This window comes from Ruegeria sp. BG7 (genome assembly GCF_056535685.1).
The window spans coordinates 2,757,980-2,777,628 of the sequence record NZ_JBQFIU010000001.1; the positions used below are offsets into that span (position 1 = coordinate 2,757,980).

Genomic DNA, 19,649 nt, shown 5'->3' on the forward strand with positions numbered 1-19,649 from the left:
GTTTAGGACTCACGGGTGAAGGTGGAGCGGGATTGCGCCCGCTCCTGCCTGTGTCCGGACTACAGTTTACCTTCGTCTTCGAAGACTTCCGTCCAATCTTCGATCAGAAGATCAAGCGCTTCTTGAGCGGTACCTTGGTCTGCGACCACGTAGTCGTGGATGCGTTTCTGCATGGCCAGCAGGAGTTCCGCATAGGCAGGCTCTTGCCAGAAATCCTGAACTCCAGCCATTGCTTCAAGGAAGTCACCGGCAAACGGTTGGCTGTCCACGAAACCAGGATCTTCCAGCACAGAGTTATGAGCCGAGTAGCCGCCGAGCTCCCACCATTTGGCCTGCACTTCTGGCTGTGCGAACCACTTGATGTATTCAAGGGCGGCGTCCTGTTTGTCAGAGTAGCTGACAACAGAAATGCCTTGTCCGCCAAGCGTTGAACCTGCCTGGTTTTGTGGTGGGTTTACAAAGAAGTCGATCTTGTCACCGCCGGTATTGGGGTCGGCATAGAGACCTGGGAAGAACGCAAACCAGTTCATCGCCATGGCGACCTGACCGGACTTAAAGGCATCCAGGCTCTCACCCATGTAAGAGTTGGTATATCCCGGAGGTGTCGCCGTTTTGTAGAATTCCTTGTAGAACTCCAGAGCTTCAACAGCTTCCGGTGAGTTTACAGCTCCTTCCATGTCATATGAGCCCGGGGTGTTTTCGTATTTGAAACCCCATGGATACAGCGCTCCGGTCACACCCATGGTGATCCCTTCCGAGCCGCGCTCGGTAAAGATTGCTGCACCGTAGACAGTCTTGCCGTCGATTTCACGACCCTGAAAGAACTGGGCGATCTGCAACAACTCTTTCTGAGACTGAGGTTCACGTAGGTCCTGACCAGTCGCCTCCTTGTATGCAGCTTGGATTTCGGGGTTTTCAAACCAGTCCTTGCGATAGAACCAGCCGTTTGCATCGCCCATCGCAGGCAGCGCGTAGTAGTTTGGTGTACCTTTGGGCCAGGTCGAGTAAGCGTAAACAGTGGCCGGTGCGAAATCGTCCATGCTGATGCCTTCAGCATCGAAGAAGTCGTTCAGCTGGACATAATGACCATTCTCAGCGCCGCCGCCGATCCATTGGCTGTCACCGATCAGTAGGTCGCAGAGCTTACCCCCAGAGTTCAGCTCGTTCAGCATACGGTCCGCAAAATTTGGCCACGGAACAAATTCGAAGTTCATCGTGTGGCCGGATTCTGCTTCGAATTCTTTTGATAGTTCGACAAGCGCGTTGGCCGGGTCCCATGCAGCCCAACATAGCGTCAGATCTTCAGCATTTGCCTTGGTAGAAAGAGTAGTAGCGGCAAGGACTATTGCGCTGGCCGAGGCCAGTTTTGTGTAAGTCATCCATTCCTCCCTTTTTGCGCCGTCAATCGAGGATGTGCGAATCGCGGCATACCTCCAAGGCTATTTGAGGTACGCACCTCAAGTCCAGAAATTTTTGAGGTTCGTACCTCAAATGAGCAGGGAATTTCGTTGATCTTGTCGTCTTAACCTATGATTTTAATAGAAATTGTTTGTTTTCTTTGATGCGCATCTATTTTCAGCAGCAAGGTTTTAAATTGCCATATCGACAAAAACTGGCGCGGCCCACTTTGGCGGCCATCATGGTACCAACACGTTTAGCGAACCCGCTGCTGAAGCACTCACAGATTATTTGGTCGATACCTAGGAGAATTGGAGATAGCTTCAAACAGCACGCACCACCCGGGATCGTGCATAACTCGTTTGGTCAGTTGCAAACTTATGAAAACTCTCTCTATCCTCAGATTGAACCGCTACCCAATAAAAGGCTTGAGCGCCGAGCCCATGCAAACTGTAACGCTGCGTGCAGGAGATGGCATTCCAGGTGACCGTCTGTTCGGATTTGCTCGATACAACTCCGGTTTCGACTTGCAGAACCCGCAGCCGCTCCCGAAAGAACGATTTGTCGTTTTGCTGAATGAGGCTGCATTGGCAGGTATTCAGACGAATTTTGATATTGAGACTCAAGTTCTTGCGATCAAAGCAAACGGCAAAACACGTAGCTTTAAAATGTTAGCAGCAGAAGATCGGAGAAATGCGTCAAATTTCCTTTCTTCCGAGATCGGCTTAAGAGATCCCGAACCGCCAAATTTCGTTTCGTCTGCTCCTCATCGGTTTACAGATGTTTCCGTCGTATCATCTAAAATGATGAATGCGATATCCGTTTTAAATCTGGCGTCTGTTGAGAAATTGGGTGAACAACTTAGTGCGGAAATCCACCCAGCACGCTTCCGGGCGAATATTGAGATAGACGGCTTACCCCCGTTTTCTGAGCTGGACGCAGTTGGTTCAGTTCTTAGATTTGGCGATGTCGAGTTAAAGATACTTTCACGTACGAAAAGGTGTGCGGCCACTGATGTGAACCCGGATACGGCCGAGCGGGACTTGAGGATACCCTATCTAATTCGGAAGTTGATGGGACATACGGACATGGGTGTCTATGTCGAGGTGGCTAAAGGCGGAACGCTGAGCGTCGGCCAAACTGGGGAAATGTTAAGTTAATTGTTACTCACCCCGCCAACTCCGACACAAGAACAGTTTAGGAGCATTCGTTGGTTTATTTTTACAAACCCACAACCGGACGCGATCCGTGGTAGATCGCGTATCAAGCAGCTTTGAAGTGTACTAAAGCTTACTTTCAAAATCCAATTTAGGACTGCTCCTCCGATCCGCCATGCCCTCCCAAAACGTCAACTCGACGCTGACCAAAGCATCCTAGCACAATATGCTGCGCTTGCTCCAAGGTCGGCTGTGAGCCCATTTTGACGAATTCTGCGCCTCGTACAAAAGGCCGTAGTCCGTGGAAACCAGAACTTCTACTACAAACGGTAAGAATGGCTTTTTTTGCGATTGGCTCTGGGTTTTAAATTAGATCTCGAAATAATTTTTTAAATTTACAGAGCAACCGGAAACTTAAGCGTAATGCTCGCTCCTCTTTCGACTCGGTTGATTAAGACTGATCCCCCGTGGCGCTGCGCAACTGCAAAGACGATAGACAGCCCTAATCCGCTACCTTCGGAATACTCCAACTGCGAAAACCGACTAAATGCTGCTTCGCTATGGTCGGGCGAAAGGCCCGCTCCGTCATCGGCCACGGTCAAATTTACGTGTTCGTCGACACAGCGCAGCACAACTGAAATACGGCTCAACTTAGGGCCACCGTGTTTGATTGCGTTGTCCAACAGGTTCTTTATAGCCTCAATTAGGAATATCCGATCACCGGATACCGTGACCGCCGTCTCAGGTATCGTGACATCAAACTCGATACCTTTTGCAAGAATTTGAACGCCCATATCCATGCAGGCCTCTTCGACAACCGAGCGGAAATCAATATCAGACATATGATCTTGGTGCGTCGGCTGCCTGAGCCTTTCAAGTGACAACAGCTGTTCGGCCACTGTTGCTGAGTTTTTTGCCGCTACCACAAGCTCTGAGATGCGTTTTTCTCGATCGTCGTCCGTTTTCGCGTTCTGCAGCGCTTCGGCCATCGATTGCACGGCTGCCGCCGGATTTCGCAGCTGATGTGCTGCTTCGGATATAAACACCTGATGGGCATTTATACTTTTTTCAACCTGCCCAAACAGCCGGTTCAAGGTTCTGACAACACCTTGAACTTCGACCGGGACAGGTCGCTTGATTTCACTGAGATCATCCGGTGAACGCAGGTCGATCGCGTCCTGCAAATCCAACAAGGGCCTCAGGCCGCGAGCGACCCCGAACCATACCACAATGGCGAGAGTGGCCAGCAGAATTCCCATCAGAATTCCTGCGCGTAATGACAGTTCATTGGCGAACGCGTTGCGATCCGCCATTCGTTGCCAAACTGTGACCGTCGCATCTCCGATAAGATTTTCTAAAGTCACCCGTTCTGTCATTTTCAGAACGCGCACCGGTTCCTCACGGTAGAGTGCCTCGAAAAAAAACGGCTCGTACGCGTCTTGGACAAACGGGGTCGAGGACGCAGGAGGATACGCATAGCCTGTCACGTAGATGCCACCCGGACCCGTTACATGATAGAATATCTCCCCACCGGACGCATCGCGGATCAAGCTGCGTGTTGTGGGCGACAGAGCGTCACCGCCTGAGATCGCAACATCTCGCGAAATTGCAAGACCAGCAGATAGGAGGCTGTCGTCAAACAACTCCTGGGCTGTTTTCTGCGCGATCATGAAGCGCCAAAGTCCAAGCAGAACCGCAAGTAGCACCAAGGGGGTTAGGATAAGAATAAAAAGCCTTAGCCTGAGCGAGCCGTGATTGATCACTTCTGCACCTCAAGCAGGTATCCCAGGCCACGGGCTGTTTTTATTCTAATACCCAAATTCTGAAGACGTTTTCTCAGCCGCGACACATGAGGCTCGACGGCTGAGGCCTCGACATCGGCCCCTACGCCATAGACATAATCTGTAAGCTGGCCCTTGGGAACAATTCTGCCCCTGCGTTCCAACAAGCATTCAAGTACTGCAATTTCCCGCCGCGGAATATCCAAAACCTCGCCCTGTACACTGACCTGACGCGCAGCGCGGTCGAAATCTAACTTGCCAACGCTCTCTTTTGCTTCGTAGTCGAGATCTTTGCGTCGAGAAAGCGCTCGGATACGTGCTTCCAACTCGTCCATTTCGAATGGCTTAACCAGATAATCATCGGCTCCCATGTCCAACCCCGAAACCCGGTCGCTTGTTTCGGCACGCGCAGTAAGCAGGATCACTGGTACACCGTCGCCACGGTTGCGAAGAGATTTCAGGATCTCCAGCCCTGACTGTCCGGGTAAATTGATATCCAGAACAACCAAATCGGCGCCTTCTTGCGCAAGATACACGTCAGCCTCTTCGCCATCCGCAAGCACTTCTGCTGCATGACCACGGTCACGCAGGCGGTAAGCGATGGCATTGGCGAGGGTCTCGTTGTCTTCGACGATGACGATCCGCATCGGGTCTCCTGCAAGTTTCGCGCAAGGTTGGCGCTCCATGATTGCCAGATGGGAGGGGGAATCAACCCCACAGTTCTATTTACGATCACGGTGGCGCAGAGGGCGCTGGCGTGGTTGTCTGGTCAACAGGGAGGAACCAATGGCCATTTCCAACTTCACCCGTCGCGCCGTCGTGGGGCTGATCGCCGCCGCCGGAATCGCCGCACCTGCCGCTGCCGAGGTCGATTTCTCGGGCAAGACTGTTGAATGGGTGATCCCGTTCTCGGAAACGGGCGGGTCTGCCAAATGGGCCAATTTCTTTGCGCCGCTTCTTTCCGAAGCATTACCGGGTCAACCGACTGTTGTCGTGAAATTCATGCCGGGCGCTGGTTCGACCAAAGGCGCAAACTGGTTCCAAGAACAAAGCCATGACGATGGCACGCTGCTGTTTGGTACCTCTGGCTCTACCCAGTTCCCATATCTGCTAAGCGATCCACGCGTTCGCTATGAATACAATGACTGGATTCCGGTCATGGCGTCGGGAACAGGTGGTGTTGCCTATCTGAACGCCGAAGACGGAGCAAAGTTCGATGGCTCCGCCAATGCGCTGAAAGACACCAACTTCATCTACGGTTCGCAGGGTGCGACGCGTCTTGACCTTGTACCGCTGTTGGCCTGGCAAATGCTTGGCATGAATGTCGAGCCGGTCTTCGGCATCAAGGGTCGCGGAGACGGTCGTCTGATGTTCGAACGGGGCGAAGCCAATATCGATTATCAGACTTCGTCCGGCTATCTGGGTGGTTCCGCCCCGCTGGTTGAATCCGGTCAGGCTGTGCCGATGATGACATGGGGCGCACTGGACGCCGATGGCAACATCGTTCGTGACCCGACCTTCCCGGACATTCCGACCTTCAAAGAGGTCTGCGAGGCGACCGATGGCTGCGAAACAAGCGGTGAGGCATGGGATGCGTGGAAAGCGTTCTTTGTAGCCGGGTTCCCGGTCCAGAAGCTGGCCTTCCTGCCCGGTGATACACCTCAGGAAGTAGTCGACGCATACACCGCTGCGTTCCAGGCTGTGACCGAGCGCGGCGACTTTGCTGACATTTCCTCGAAGCGCGTGGGTAAGTATCCGGTGTTTGTAGGTGACGGTTCCAAGTCGGCGCTGCAAACCGCGACAAACGTCGACGACAACGCCAAGGCCTATGTCCTGAACTGGCTGAAAGAAGCCTACGGTGTCGAGCTGAACTAAGCCGACCATTCACAGCGCGTGCCCAAAGCAAAGGGCGCGCGCTTTTTGAACCCTACCAAAATTGAATGAAAGGCGGCCGCTATGGAGGTTTTCGCCACCGCTCTTCCTGCGCTCAGTGACGCGTGGGGTCTGATCCTGCAACCCATCGTACTGGGGTATCTTATCCTCGGCGTCGTAATGGGGCTGGCCGTGGGCGTTTTTCCCGGGCTAGGAGGCATTGCCGGATTGTCCCTGCTGTTGCCTTTCATGTTTGGAATGGACCCGATCCTTGGGCTAGCGCTGATGATCGGTATGGTCGCCGTTGTTCCGACCTCTGACACCTTCGCGTCGGTTCTAATGGGCATCCCCGGCAGCTCTGCCTCGCAGGCCACCGTGCTGGACGGCTTCCCAATGGCTAAAAATGGCGAAGCAGCCCGCGCGTTGTCGGCCGCCTTCGCCTCATCGCTGTTTGGTGGGCTTGTCGGTGCAACTTTCCTGACCATGTTCATTCTGGTCGCGCGGCCCATCGTACTGGCCTTCGGATTGCCCGAGATGCTGATGATCACCATCCTGGGCCTGTCGATGGTTGCCATTCTGGCGGGGCGCATCCCATTGAAAGGTGTTGCTGCAGCCGGATTGGGGCTGATGGTCGGCACCATCGGAGAGGCCGACGCGGGCGGCTCCTTGCGTATGGCGACCTATGACATTCCCTATCTAACGGACGGTCTGAAACTGGTCATCGTGGGTTTGGGCATCTTTGCCGTTCCCGAAATCGTCTCACTGCTGCGGCAGGATCGATCTATCGCCAAAGGTGCCTCGCTGGGTGCCGGTTGGTTTGATGGGGTCAAAGACTGGGCCGCAAACATATGGCTTTCGGTTCGCTGTTCGATAATCGGGGTGGTCGTTGGCGTCATTCCCGGCCTCGGTGGCTCGGTCGTAGACTGGATTGCTTATGGCCACTCGGTGCAATCCACGAAAGACAAAAGCAAATTCGGCAAAGGCGAAGTGCGCGGTGTCATTGGGCCGGAAAGCTCGAACAACGCCAAGGAAGGCGGCGGGCTGGTGCCGACGCTGCTGTTCGGCATCCCGGGCTCCGGCTCGATGGCGATCTTCATCGGCGCGGTGGCTCTGTTGGGGTCGGGTGATATCGAAGTCGGTCCGAGCATGCTCAAGGACAACCTCGACATCACCTACTCGATCGTCTGGCTGCTGGCGCTGGCCAACGTGGTCGGCACCATCCTATGCATCGCAGCCTCGGGCGGGATCGCCAAGCTGACCACGATCCGTTTCACCTATCTGGCCCCGTTCCTTTTCATGTTGATTAGTTTCGCGGCCTTCCAGTCCGGACAAAACTTCGAAGACCTTCTGGCCCTATTCGTGATTGGCCTGATCGGCATCTTTCTGCGCCGTTTCGACTGGTCGCGCCCGGCCTTTCTGATTGGGTTCGTGCTGTCGAACCCGGTTGAGAAGTTCACCAACCAAGCTTTCCAGATCGCCTCATTCAGGTTCCGAAAGAGCTTTGCTGAAGGCATGGAGTATGTCTTCAGCCCCATCGTAATCGTTCTGATCATCGTCACTGTGGTGTCCGTAATTCTTGGCATTCGGCAGGCCAAAATGATCATGTCCGAGGGTGAAGTCCAATCTGGTAGCAAGCGCGCGCCGCTGGTCTTCCTGCTGGTGATCATGGCTTATCTGATCGTGGCGTTGATCAATGCCAACATGATCCCTGACTACAATATGACTGATAAGATCATCCCACTGGTGATCGGCGGCGTGTCTTTGTTCTGCTGCGTGATCCTGTTGATCCAGATGATGCGGCGACCCGAGGGGGACGCGATCTTTGCTGACAAGGAGCTTGCTGGCGAGGACGCGAACGCGCCGCATGGACTTTGGTCAACGCTCGCGTGGTTTGCAAGTCTGATCGCGGCCACTTGGGTTGTGGGCTTCATCCTCGCCCTGATCGGGTTCCTGATCGCATTCTTCCGCATTCGCGCCGGGTCCAGCTGGCAGATGACCCTGATCCTGACCGCTTGCGGAGTCGGTTTCATGTGCTTCATGGCCGGGGCGTTGAACAGGGATTTCCCTCCGGGTCTGCTGCAAGACATGGTGACCCTGCCTTGGCCACTCAAGTAGGCGCACCACGATTACCCGGCCTGCCAATCTGGCGGTCCGGGCAGCGCTGAAATCAGAAATTTCAACGGTTCGTAAAGGAGGGTTCGAGATGACCCAGACAGCAATCCCGTATATTTTCATGCGCGGCGGCACTTCTCGCGGGCCTTACTTTCGTCGTTCTGATCTGCCAGAGGATTTAGAGACGTTGGCCGACGTGTTGGCTGCTGCCCTTGGGGCGGGTCAAGCGATTAACATCGATGGAATCGGTGGCGGTACAGCGGTGACGACTAAAGTTGCGATGCTTTCAGTCAGCGAGGATGACTGGGCCGATATCGATTATTTCTTCGCGCAGGTTTCGGTTGAGGAGAAATTGGTCGATTTTAAACCCACCTGTGGAAACATCCTTTCCGGAGTCGCTCCGGCTGCGATCGAGATGGGGTTGTTTAAGCCACAGGGCGATGAGACAGAAATTCGCATTCGCGCTGTAAACACGGGTGCGCGGGTCATCGCCCGAGTGCAGACCCCAGGTGGTGAACTGGCCTATGAGGGCGATGCGGAAATTGCTGGCGTTCCTGGCCAATCTGCGCCTGTGCAACTGAGTTTCATGGGTGTTGTAGGCTCGGCAACAGGCGCATTTCTACCTACTGGAAACCTGCGCGAAACAGTGCAGGGGATCGATTTGACCTGCATGGATGTTGCCATGCCAATGGTCATAGCGCAGGCCACAGAATTTGGCCTGACAGGGTATGAAAGCGCCGAAGAACTGGATGCCAACCGCGATTTCTTTGATCGTATGGAAGCGGTGCGGATCGAAGCCGGAAAGTTGATGGGTATGGGGGATGTATCAAAATCAGTGACCCCAAAATTCGGCCTCTTTGCGCCAGCCAAGGAAGGTGGAACCATTGCGGTTCGGTATTGTATGCCGTGGAAGACCCATCCAACAATGGCGGTCACCGGTGCGCAGTGTATGGCATCCTGCGCTTTGACGCCCGGCACGGTGGCTGACGGGCTATTGGATCGCCCCGATGCAAGCCCGGCGGAAGTTATATTGGAACACGCCTCGGGCAAGATCGACGTTTTGGTGGAATTCTCACATAATGGCGGGTTTAACGTAAACTCTGCCGGTTTGGTGCGGACGGCGCGAAAGCTGGCGGATGGACATGTCTATGTACCAGAATCTGTGTGGAACGGGAGTTGATATGGTAAACTCTATTTAGTATACTATGGTATACATTATGAGGGTGCCACGATGGACGACTATTCTGAATGTCTTGATATCGCGCGTCAGGAACTCAGGCTGGCGTGGTCGGCTCTGCGGAGGGACATCGCAGACTACCCGACGCCGATTGCCGGATGTGATGAGCAATTCAACTATTTGCTGGATCAACGCGAAAGGGTTCGCAACGCGCTTGAAGCACTGGACACATGTCATTTCGTGCCGACGCCAAGAAAACTGAGCACCGAGCAGGGTATAGAAAGTCGATGAAAGTGCACGTTCTGGATGATTGGTTTGACACGCTGCAGTGCCTGCCCTGTTTTGAAAAGCTTTCTGACCACGACGTGAAGATCTGGACAGATCATGTCGAGGATACCGACGAGTTGGCCGCACGCTTGCAGGAGGCCGAGGCGCTGGTTTTGTTTCGCGAACGCACCAAGATCACCCGCGATCTAGTTGAAAAACTCCCAAACCTGAAATTGATCAGCCAGCGCAGTGTCTACCCGCATGTAGATGTGCAGGCATGCTCGGATAACGGAGTGCTGCTTTGTTCGAACATGCATGGCGGGACGCCCTCCTATGCCGCAGCCGAACTGACATGGGCGCTGATCATGGCCGGGATGCGTGATTTGCCGGCTCAAATGGCTTCGGTCAAAGCGGGGCATTGGCAGGCCGGAGTTGGCAAAACCCTTAGGGGGCGGCAACTGGGGCTGTATGGATATGGCCGTATCGCTCGTGCGGTTGCCGGCTATGCCGAGGCATTCGGAATGAATGTTGTCTGGTGGTCCTCGGATGAAGGCCGGGCGCGCGCGAAGGCAGATGGTGTTCAGGTCGCTGAAAGCCGCGAGGCATTCTTTGCGCTAAGCGATGTAGTCTCGGTTCATGTGCGTCTGAAGTCAGACACTCACGGTATTATCACAGCGTCTGATTTCGCGCAGATGCGATCGGGGGCGCTGTTTGTAAACACATCCCGTGCAGGTCTTATCGTGAAGGATGCATTGCTTGAGGCTTTGAATGCCGGGCATCCCGGCAAGGCCGCAATTGATGTCTTTGACACAGAGCCACTTACCGACCCGAATGACCCGTTGCTTTCACATCCAAACCTGATTGCGACGCCGCATATTGGTTTTGTGACCGAGGATGAATTCGACCTGCAATTCTCTGACATTTTCGATCAGGTGAACGCCTATTCTGAAAACGCTCCCGTTCACATGATCAACCCCGAGGTTTGGACTAGCGCAAAATAAGGTTGGCGGCGATGGGCGCAAAGATGATTACCGGCAAAACTCTTGTCAGACTGTAAGTGATCACAAATCTAAGATTCGCCCCTGATACGTTGGTGATAATTCGCCTCAACAAATACCCACTTTGCCTAGCAAGCCGACATCGGTCCAATTGCAGAGAATGCTCGCGAAGTCCGCATTGCAGTCCTTCGCCGAACGGGTTTCGAATGGTACGATACTGCAAACACTTTATGATTAGTCAGATCAAAAGAAACTGCTAGCAGCGCTAAAGCGGTTTTATGCGAAGCGATCTCTGGTTGAGTTATGGCCGTTCTGTGGAACGATTATGAAAGGCTGCCTCGCGGACGAAGCAGACATCCGTTCTCCTGCGGCGACTACTACATTTCTAGCCGTGAACGAAGTGCACGCTCGCAAAGTGACGGCGCCAGTCCGCCACTTCGGCGGCGATATCGTCGCCCTTAAGACCGCGCGCAATTAGAGAAGCCAGTCTGTCGGCGTGATGCGACGTCATACCCCATCTTACCAACTCGGGTGTACCGATGCGCAGTCCATTCATGTCACCTTCGATTTCCGGCACCGGCAGGCCAATACCGCACGCCAGGAACCCGGCTTTGCGCAGGGTCTTGGATGCAGCCTGTCCACCGCCAAACCTTTCTGCCAGAACGGCGAACTGGTGAGATGCAGTAAAGCCCTCGCGACCTGCAAAAACTGGAACACCTTGCGCATCGAGACTCTCGGCCATTGCGCGGGACATTGCGATCATCTCGGCAGCGTAGTCCCGTCCGTAGTCGCGCCAATCAAGCATTGTCACGGCAAGTGCGGCTGACTTTGCGGCATCGAAATTTGCCGTCATGCCTGGGAATGCAATGGCATCCAGAGCCTTTGCGATCTCCGCATCGTTTGTAACGATCAGACCACCGGCCGGGCCGCCGAGGCTCTTATACGTGCTCATCGTCATGAAATGTGCGCCCTCGACCAACGGGTTGCGCCAGGCTTTTCCTGCGATGATCCCGCATTGGTGCGCGGCGTCAAACATCACTTTGGCACCGACTTCATCTGCAACGGCACGTACTTCTTTGACCGGGTGCTCAAAAAGGTTGAGACTGCCGCCTATCGTGATCAATTTGGGACGCTCCTTGCGCGCAAGCGTGCGGAGTTGGTCGAGATCAACGGTGTAGCCATCGGCATCGGTTGGTGCATCTATGGTTCGCAAACCAAACAGCCCGGCGCATCCTGCGATGTGATGCGTTACGTGCCCACCGATCGAGGCCGGTGGTGCGATGATCGTATCGCCAGCTTGGCAAGTGGTCATGAAACCATAGAGGTTCGCAATTGCACCGGAAGGTACGCGGATTTCTGCGAACTTTGCGTCGAAAACTTCCGCGCAAAGCTCCGCAGAGATGACCTCCATCTCTTCGATAGCTTCAAGACCCATCTCGTATTTTTCGCCCGGGTATCCAAGCGACGGGCGGGACCCAATTCCCGAAGACAGCAATGCTTCAGCTCTCGGGTTCATCACGTTGGTCGCAGGATTCAGGTTGAAGCATTCTTGCTCGTGGATTTCCCGGTTTCGGTGGGCTAAATGCTCAATCCGATCCAGCAGCGCCTTGGACGAGGTGCGTGACGTTTCGGTCGCGATCTTCTGGACCAGTGCTTCGCTGTCGGCTGGCACCCAGTTTCTCATTTCTATTGTCATCGCATTTCCCCTCTTGGCTGCACCCAGATTGGACAGATCGGAATGACAAGGCAAACCATTTTTGCTATTTCTGGGCGTAGAAAAACTAAGGCTGAGTTCTATGGCTGTTGCACCACGTCGTCCCAAGGGGCCACACCTTAATGCTCTGCGTGCCTTCGAGGCTGCGGCGAGGCTGGAAAGCTTCGTTTCCGCGGCCGAAGAGTTGGGCGTTACGGCCGGCGCGGTATCACAACATATAAAAGCTTTGGAAGTCTGGGCTGGCACTACCCTGTTTGAAAGAGGTGCCCACGGCGTTTCATTGTCCTCCTCTGGTCGCAAGCTAGCAGCAGAGTTCACACATGCCTTTGATCTTCTCGCGGCGGCGACGCAAAGTCTCCGAAACCTGGCCCCCAACCCTGATATCCACATTGCCGCTTTGCCCTCAATTGCGCAGCTATGGTTACCATCGCGATTGGGCAAACTGCGTGAGAAGCGTCCCGACCTGAATGTTTCGGTGACAGCATTGGAGAGCCCTCCCAGCCTATCGAGAGAACTATATGATCTGTCGGTCTTCTTTTCCGTCCCGGCTGGAACACCGGATCAGATTGTGCTGGCGAAAGACGAAATCCTTCCCGTTTGTTCACCGAAAATGGCAGATGTTCTCGATCTAGAGGCCGTGCAATTGCTGCACGATCAGACGTGGGAAGAAGACTGGTCTTTGTGGTCAGAGGCGACGGGTGTTTCAGTTGGTGATCCCCAAAAGGGGCCGCGATATTCGCTATACGCCCTTGCCGTAGAAGAAGCGAAGTCCGGCGCGGGTGTGCTTATGGGGCACAGTTGCCTGGTTGAGCAGGCGCTTCAGACTGGGCAACTCAAGAAAGTTTCATCTGAGAGTATCGGAACAGGTCGGGTGTTGGCCCTAGAGCTTCCACATAGATCGAGACGCCATCCTGAGATTGATGAAGTCGTTAGTCTACTTCGAGAGGAAGGATGGCACTCAGACGGATGAGGCTTGCTGAGATGGCGAGTGTGTCCGCGCTGGGCTTGAACCGCTCCACTGCTACGGTGCGATCTTGGGTCAGATCTGGATTGGCGAACGGCAAGTACCGCCCGCCAACATAGTTCAAACGTCGATTTGCTCGGCGATGTTCAACGCATCTTCAGGTTCGACACCAAGATATCTTATGGCGCTGTCAACCCTTGTGTGTCCGAGCGGCATTTGAACAGCCCTGAGATTTACGGTTTTGATTTCGATCTCCGCCGCCTTGGTCCGGCGCGGCGAATGGGTGCCGTAGCCGCTGGGTTCCCACCCAATCGCAGCGACTCTATCCCGCACAAGTCGGCCATATTGGCGAGTTGAGATATGTGGGCGGTCATGAAACCGCCTGGGAAAAATTAAACTGCGGCCTATCCTTTCCGGCGACTTGATCCCTGCGGAATTGGTGTCCCGCGTGTTGGGTGCCTTTTGGTTCGAGGTTTCAGAGATAGTCCTTCCCCAAAAAAGAGCCCGGCAAGAAGCCGGGCGAGATTGTGTCTGGGATCACCACACAGAAAGATCGTAGTTTAGGTGCAAGCTCAGACTTAGCTTAACGGGATATCTGCGATTAGCGATTTACGTGTATCTGCAAGCCGGGTCTTTACCAGTTCGCGCACGGCATCGTAGATCGTTGTGCTCAGCGACAGGTTTTGTGCGGCCAGCCAGTAATCGAGCTCATTTTTACCCCAGGCAACAAAGAGAATATTCTGCTTTTGATCCTTGTAAGTGAAGTTGAAGGCCCCAAGCGCAATGTTGATCACATCTCCGGCCGCCTCAGCGGCTCCAATCTGGAAATTGCCACCCTTCGTTTGCGAAGTTTCTAGGTCGAACAGTTTGATCTTTCCATCATCATTCGACAAACCGCGCAGGGCCTCGATCGCACTTTTGACAATCTCAAACTGATTTCCCGTTGCGACCTGGGCTAGAGTGGAAAGGATCACTTTGTCAAAGCTGCCACTCCCCTGCATTTTTTGACTGGTGGTAAAGGGTGCTTCTTCGCGGACCCAGCCAAGTAGGCTCAGTATCTCCATATACCGGGCAAACCATGCCTCGCGCTGATTGACCGGATCAAACTGACTGTCCGCAGCACGCTGCGCAAACAACGTTGACAGCAGTACGTCCTCTTTCTGGCCCGGCGTCAGGTTTTCGACAAAGGAAATGACGCTGGACGCGCTGACAGCGGCCGCAAGGGTTTGCTGCTTTTCTGCAAGCTCAGAACTGGGGTCAAAGGCGTTAGAGGACCGGACAACCGGATCGGAAAAAGCCGAGCTTGCGGTTTTGGACCGTCTTCCACGCATCGGGGCTAGTTCAAGGCTGTTCAGCATGGCCAGACGCTCGGTCAGGTTCCGCGGCCCTGCGGGTGCCATCAAGGTTGCGGCGGGCAATGCGCTGTTGCGGAAGGCGGGCGGCCAGGTGGCATTGGTCCCACGCGTGTCGACATGGGTAAAGCTGTTATAGCGCCCAATCCCGCCTTTGAACAAATGCTCACGGTCGCGCAACACACGCAGCGCTTGCGCCACATCCGGGGCCGACATGCCCCGAACCTGAAAATCAAGCGCGGTGAACTTCATGTGCTGGCTGCCGCTGGCGCCACCTATGCACGCGTTATAGGCCGGTCCCCGATAGGCATTGGTTATCACGATGGGTTTGCCCAGACGTTCGCGCAGATGTTCCAGCACTCGGGCCGTTTCCGCGATATTGGTCCACAGCGCACGCGGCGGGTAGGTGTTCTTGCCCTGACAGTTGCCGCCGGGGGTGCTGTGGGCGCCGCCCAAAATCAGAAACTCGTCAGTGGAAAAATGCCTGAGGCCAAGGGACCGTATGAAGGCGTCGAAGTCGGCATAGTCAGCCCAGGTCAGCGCCGCTTGCGAATCCCGGAACCCCGCGCCGCGATGTTTGGCGGACAGGATTGCGTCTGCCTGTGCCTGATCAATCTGATCCGCTTCTTCACCGTCGCCTTCGGTTTCATCCTCGACCATGGGGGCTGGTACGGTCGGGGTGTGTATGGCACTTGCGGCCCCTCCGGGACGCAGGGTAAAGGGTCTGTCGCCAGTAAAGTCTGGGTCGGATACCAGCTTTTCAAACAGTTGTGGCGTCTGGCTGGGGCTGCCGATTTCGGCGTCTATTTCGGCCCGGAATGCACGGTAATCCCCCGGGAATCGTCCGTTGTTCCAGACTTTTAACAAGGCACCGGTAAATGCGCCATATTGCGCGCCGTCCATTGCAAACTGCTCATCCTTGCAGGCCCCCAGATTGAGAACCGAGGCCTTGACCGGCGTCGACAGTGGATTTGTCATCACGCTTTCTTTGAGGGCCGAGTAAGATCGCGATGCCTCGCGATAGACAGCCTCATGCGCGCGCCAGACCCGGTCTTCGACGTTGAGAGGCATCGCGCGCACCCCAAGCGGTGCATTGATCTGACGTCCGAACAACATGGAGGGACCCGCCGGGCCGAACCTGACCATCGATCCCGAGTGGCAGGTGTCGGGCACCATCAGAACCCGCACGCCCGCCCGGAATTCCGACCACAGCATGTAAAGCTCGTCATCGGCCAATTGGAAATCGTACAGGCACAGCGTTTCATCCATCTTGATGTCGCCATCATGATCTTCGTCCTGATTGAAATCGGGCAGGCGGCCGCCGTGGCCCGAAACCGTCATCAGGAACATGTCGCCGCCTTTCAGGTCACGCGCCGCGCGGCGGATCTGTTCGATCACGTTTTCCCGCGTCGCATCCGAGGTCAGCAGGCGGGTCGGGGTAAAGCCTTCGGCGGTTGCAAGCGTCTCCATCGCTTGCGCATCGGCTTCGCAGGCGGTCAATCGGCCGTCCCACCCGTCATAGTGATCGGGATCGACCGTATTCAGCCCGACATGCAGCGACATACCGTTTGGCTGGCCTCCGGCAATGACCGGCGGAGCGGCCATTGCCCGTGACAGTTCCGACGCCCTGCCAAACGGGCCGCTGATGACCATTGACGGGCCGCTGCGGGAATTGGCAAGAACCTCGATCTCGCGGCGGAATTTCTTTGCCACATCGCCATAGCCTTCGTCGGTCGGATGCAGGCCGTCATGCCAGCGGTGATCGCCCACTACGCCCCTGCAATCCAGATAGGTGACATGCGGCATCGCGTTTGCAAGCCGCCGCAGGCGGCGGTTGAAATTGTCCATCATCCGCGCCGCTATGGCTTTTTGCAAAGACCTGCTGCGGATGCCCCGGCTTTCCATCGGTTTGCCCAGCCAGCGGTCCTTGTTCGGCACCGGATAGTCGTAGCCGTGGCACAGTATCGAGACATGGGGGAATTTGGTCTGCACCTCACGGAACATGCGGCCGTAATGGTGCAGGGCATCGTCCAACAGGCGGTGGAAGGAAGGCAGCAGATAGTCTTCTGGCTGTAGTGCTGGATCGAACTCTTCCAGATGAGAGGCAAGCGCGCCACCGGCAACCAGATCGTTGCCACCGCCGGACAATAGCAGGATTTCCGCCCCTGTTGCCCGAAGGGCCGAGACATATTCACGTTTGTCCGCCATTCGCTTGAGCAAGTCGCCTGCTGCGCCCAGCGAAAACACGGCGTAGTCGTCCATAAGGTGATCAATCGTATCTTTCAGTAAAAGCGGGTACTGAAACCAGCTATCTCCTTCTGAAACGATGATCGGTCCGTCATACCCCTTTGACAGCGCCTTGCGGAACCGGGATTGCCGACGAAGGCGGGCGAACCAGTTGGCAGAATTCATCAAGGCCGCCGTGCGTTGGTCCGCATCGGCACCGCGCGGGGTCTGAACGGTGGACGGGTTGATCTTGAGCTGCGGCGCAAAAGCGCCCGAGGCATCCTGATCCACGGTGAAATACTGGGCCAGTTCGCTTTCTTCAATCGACGGGTCGGCCATTTTCGCCATAAGTTGTTCAACGGATATTTTTGCCATTCTCAGCGTCCTCCATGCTGATGCACCGGGTTACTTGCGTCGGTCCCGGATGGTTTTAAAAATGCTTTCAGTGATTGTGGGGTCCCGCATCAGGTCCGATTGCGTAACCGGATCACCGGATTCCGATTGCTTCGATATGCGGTTGAGTTGGAAAATTGCCGATTGGGCCGGAAAATCCCGATTGCCCGCAATGTCGGCCGCACCCAGAAAATCGCGATGCTGACCCCGCTGAACAGTACCGGTTTCCGACAGGACGTAGTTGGGATCTTCGAAGGCGTGCGCCACCAGATGCAGCAGCGGCTTGCTGTAACGGCCAAAGTGCAGGGTTTTCTCAAGGCTCGGGGCGGGCACGTAAATCCGACCCCGGATGCCTGACAGTTGCTTGTCCGACAAATCGACTCGCGGTGTGACGATTGGGGTTTGCGACCGGCTGGGTGATCGGTCCTTCCCGGTTTGCTCGCCATTCATCGCCTCAAGGCAAGGTGTCAGGTACCGGCTGGCGCGCCGAAGGCCGATGACCGGGTGAACCAGATGCAACGTATCGAACAGGGTCGTGGCATCGTGGTTTGAAAGAAGCTGCCGTTTGGCCGGTCTTTTCTTGTCCTCGGCAATCAACAATAGCATCTCGTGCACGACCAACGCGCCAGCGCCTTCACAGACCAAATGAATTTCGCACTGCGTTTGGTCCTTCAATGCAATCAGATCGCGCAGAAAGCAGGTTACATAGCCCGGCCAGTCATCGTCGGTTTGCGGTGGCTCGGTCGGGTGTTCGGTTGGGCCGCGCAGGGTTTTCTTTGCGCTGGTTTCGATTTCGCGCCAAAAAGCCCGGCCAATGCCGCGCACGCGCTCTTCGATCAGCGCATCCAGATGCTGGGCGCGCTCCCCGGCCTGCTGCGCGCAATCGTCAAAGAGAACGTCAAAAACCTCTAGCGAGGTTTCCGCGAAGCTATTGCACCAGAAAACGGAATAAGGATACAGTTCAAGGTCCTTGATTGCGCGTTTGCGCGACACAGCGGCATCAAAGGCGGGTTTTATCCCCTCCAGACTGCCGGGTATCCAGACCAGCACACCCTTGTAGGGCTGTTCCGACTTCGCAAGTTTTTTCCGTTTGGATTTCAGCGTGTCTTTCAGATAGGCGCAGGTTTTCGCCCAGCCAGAAGGAAACGAGGGATAGGATCCTGTCGATACATGCAGACCATCGTCCAGATGCATGAAATGGCCGACCAGTTCGAAGCAGGGTGTCGAACCGGATTGAATGGGTTGGTACAGCCGGTTTAACCCTTGTTCGCCGATAGAGACGTCAAAGGCCTTTGGTGCAGGCACACCAAGCCGCAGAACCCAAGCGTCAATGATGTTTTTTGCCCAATCGGCATAAGACCAAAGTGCGATGCCCGCTTGTCCACGGTACCCGCCCCAGTCCGAACCCCAGGAATTCAAAACATGAAACCCGTTGCTGTCATATCCTGTCAGAACCACCGCATGATATCCAATCAGGCCTTCTTTGGGGGGCCAAGGGATGATGCCTCCGTTGGCTGCTGTCACATTCAGCCACCCGTCATGGATTTGGGTCGAGACCAATACAGCCTCGGCCTGGTTGAGCGCCGAATGATAGTGGTTGAGCGATGATGCGAGGCGAAAATAGGCTCCTAACCCGATTTCACGCGCCTTTTTCGCCTGGGCGACAGACGGGTAGTAGGTTTGATTGTCTTTGCTTTGCGGGAAATAGCTTGTGCTTTGCCACCTGCTTTCTTCAGTGGCTTGAGTGTCCATGGGCCAGTCCAGACAGGCACCGTGATGGTAAAACCCCTTTATGGCAGAACGGAGCGAGCGTATGCCCGCGACTTCCTGCTGCTCGTTGTTGTCTGGGTAACGGTCATGGAAATAGGCCATCCTGTACAGCATGTCCGCGCTGGCGATATCCGTACGAAGTGTATCCCTTTTCTGCTCCAACTTGGTCTGTCCGTCAGGGCGGCGCAGCAATTGCAAACAGCGTTGAATGTCGATCAGAGCGGCCAGCGAATATCCGACGCAACGCTGTGTGTGCTTTTGATTGCGGACGCCAAAGATCGGCTGCCTCAAATCCGTGCCGGGGATGGGATCCGTTAGTTTGTGGTCAAGTGACACACTGTCCAAAAGGATGGACAGGCCAGGCACAAACAGTTGATCCCTCAAATCGACCCAGTCCTTGCGGACACCGCGCGCTGTAACAAACTTTTTGTCTATAGCACCAGACACAACTCTTTCTCCGATCATCTG

13 protein-coding genes and 1 pseudogene are annotated in these 19,649 nt (G+C 55.2%); 7 read left to right on the forward strand and 7 right to left on the reverse strand.

Features of this window, described 5'->3' with window-relative positions; genetic code table 11:
* Nucleotides 1–59: 59 nt before the first annotated feature.
* Entirely contained in the window at nucleotides 60–1,379 is a 1,320-nt protein-coding gene (locus ACR3EH_RS13740) for an ABC transporter substrate-binding protein (RefSeq protein ID WP_171186543.1), read from the reverse strand.
* A gap of 399 nt (nucleotides 1,380–1,778) precedes the next feature.
* Between ACR3EH_RS13740 and ACR3EH_RS13745 the strand changes: the two genes are divergently transcribed.
* Entirely contained in the window at nucleotides 1,779–2,558 is a 780-nt protein-coding gene (locus ACR3EH_RS13745) for an MOSC domain-containing protein (RefSeq protein WP_171186541.1), read from the forward strand.
* 392 nt (nucleotides 2,559–2,950) lie between these two features.
* Here ACR3EH_RS13745 and ACR3EH_RS13750 read toward each other — a convergent pair whose 3' ends face one another.
* Together ACR3EH_RS13750 and ACR3EH_RS13755 are read right to left on the reverse strand one after the other, a co-directional pair.
* Nucleotides 2,951–4,318 carry a sensor histidine kinase gene (locus ACR3EH_RS13750; protein ID WP_371810726.1) on the reverse strand — a complete coding sequence of 456 codons (1,368 nt, stop codon included), beginning with the start codon at nucleotides 4,316–4,318 and terminating at the stop codon, nucleotides 2,951–2,953.
* Nucleotides 4,315–4,983, reverse strand: a complete 669-nt coding sequence (locus ACR3EH_RS13755; protein WP_171186539.1) for a response regulator transcription factor — start codon at nucleotides 4,981–4,983, stop codon at nucleotides 4,315–4,317. Before ACR3EH_RS13755 ends, ACR3EH_RS13750 begins: the two co-directional genes overlap by 4 nt.
* Nucleotides 4,984–5,122: 139 nt before the next feature.
* Here ACR3EH_RS13755 and ACR3EH_RS13760 point away from each other — a divergent pair, with 139 nt between their 5' ends.
* The 5 genes from ACR3EH_RS13760 to ACR3EH_RS13780 all read left to right on the forward strand — a co-directional run bounded on the left by ACR3EH_RS13760 (nucleotide 5,123) and on the right by ACR3EH_RS13780 (nucleotide 10,765).
* Nucleotides 5,123–6,211, forward strand: coding sequence for a type 2 periplasmic-binding domain-containing protein (locus tag ACR3EH_RS13760; RefSeq protein ID WP_171096714.1), 1,089 nt, complete (start codon nucleotides 5,123–5,125; stop codon nucleotides 6,209–6,211).
* Nucleotides 6,212–6,292: 81 nt separating this feature from the next.
* The gene (locus ACR3EH_RS13765) at nucleotides 6,293–8,323 is read left to right on the forward strand and encodes a tripartite tricarboxylate transporter permease (RefSeq protein ID WP_171186537.1); all 2,031 of its coding nucleotides are present in this window, start codon (nucleotides 6,293–6,295) and stop codon (nucleotides 8,321–8,323) included.
* Between the two features lie 88 nt (nucleotides 8,324–8,411).
* Nucleotides 8,412–9,500, forward strand: a complete 1,089-nt coding sequence (locus tag ACR3EH_RS13770; RefSeq protein ID WP_171675625.1) for a 4-oxalomesaconate tautomerase — start codon at nucleotides 8,412–8,414, stop codon at nucleotides 9,498–9,500.
* Nucleotides 9,501–9,551: 51 nt separating this feature from the next.
* Nucleotides 9,552–9,788, forward strand: a complete 237-nt coding sequence (locus tag ACR3EH_RS13775) for a hypothetical protein (RefSeq protein WP_171186533.1) — start codon at nucleotides 9,552–9,554, stop codon at nucleotides 9,786–9,788.
* Nucleotides 9,785–10,765: a D-2-hydroxyacid dehydrogenase family protein gene (locus tag ACR3EH_RS13780; protein ID WP_171186531.1), complete on the forward strand. Its 981-nt coding sequence runs from the start codon at nucleotides 9,785–9,787 to the stop codon at nucleotides 10,763–10,765. Before ACR3EH_RS13775 ends, ACR3EH_RS13780 begins: the two co-directional genes overlap by 4 nt.
* 382 nt (nucleotides 10,766–11,147) lie before the next feature.
* On the opposite strand, the gene ACR3EH_RS13785 is transcribed toward ACR3EH_RS13780, so the two are convergent.
* On the reverse strand, nucleotides 11,148–12,458 hold the full coding sequence (locus tag ACR3EH_RS13785; RefSeq protein ID WP_171675627.1) for a serine hydroxymethyltransferase: 1,311 nt from the start codon (nucleotides 12,456–12,458) through the stop codon (nucleotides 11,148–11,150).
* A gap of 100 nt (nucleotides 12,459–12,558) precedes the next feature.
* On the opposite strand from ACR3EH_RS13785, the gene ACR3EH_RS13790 reads away from it, so the two are divergent.
* On the forward strand, nucleotides 12,559–13,446 hold the full coding sequence (locus ACR3EH_RS13790; RefSeq protein WP_171186527.1) for a LysR family transcriptional regulator: 888 nt from the start codon (nucleotides 12,559–12,561) through the stop codon (nucleotides 13,444–13,446).
* 114 nt (nucleotides 13,447–13,560) lie between these two features.
* On the opposite strand, the pseudogene ACR3EH_RS13795 reads toward ACR3EH_RS13790, so the two are convergent.
* The 3 genes and pseudogenes from ACR3EH_RS13795 to ACR3EH_RS13805 form a co-directional block, all read right to left on the reverse strand.
* Nucleotides 13,561–13,893, reverse strand: a pseudogene (locus ACR3EH_RS13795) (site-specific integrase); the annotation flags it as partial.
* A gap of 125 nt (nucleotides 13,894–14,018) precedes the next feature.
* Complete coding sequence (locus ACR3EH_RS13800) at nucleotides 14,019–17,393, reverse strand: D-Ala-D-Ala carboxypeptidase family metallohydrolase (RefSeq protein WP_171647751.1); 3,375 nt, start codon at nucleotides 17,391–17,393, stop codon at nucleotides 14,019–14,021.
* Between the two features lie 30 nt (nucleotides 17,394–17,423).
* Nucleotides 17,424–19,628, reverse strand: a complete 2,205-nt coding sequence (locus tag ACR3EH_RS13805; RefSeq protein WP_171647753.1) for a C1 family peptidase — start codon at nucleotides 19,626–19,628, stop codon at nucleotides 17,424–17,426.
* Between the last annotated feature and the right edge of the window lie 21 nt (nucleotides 19,629–19,649).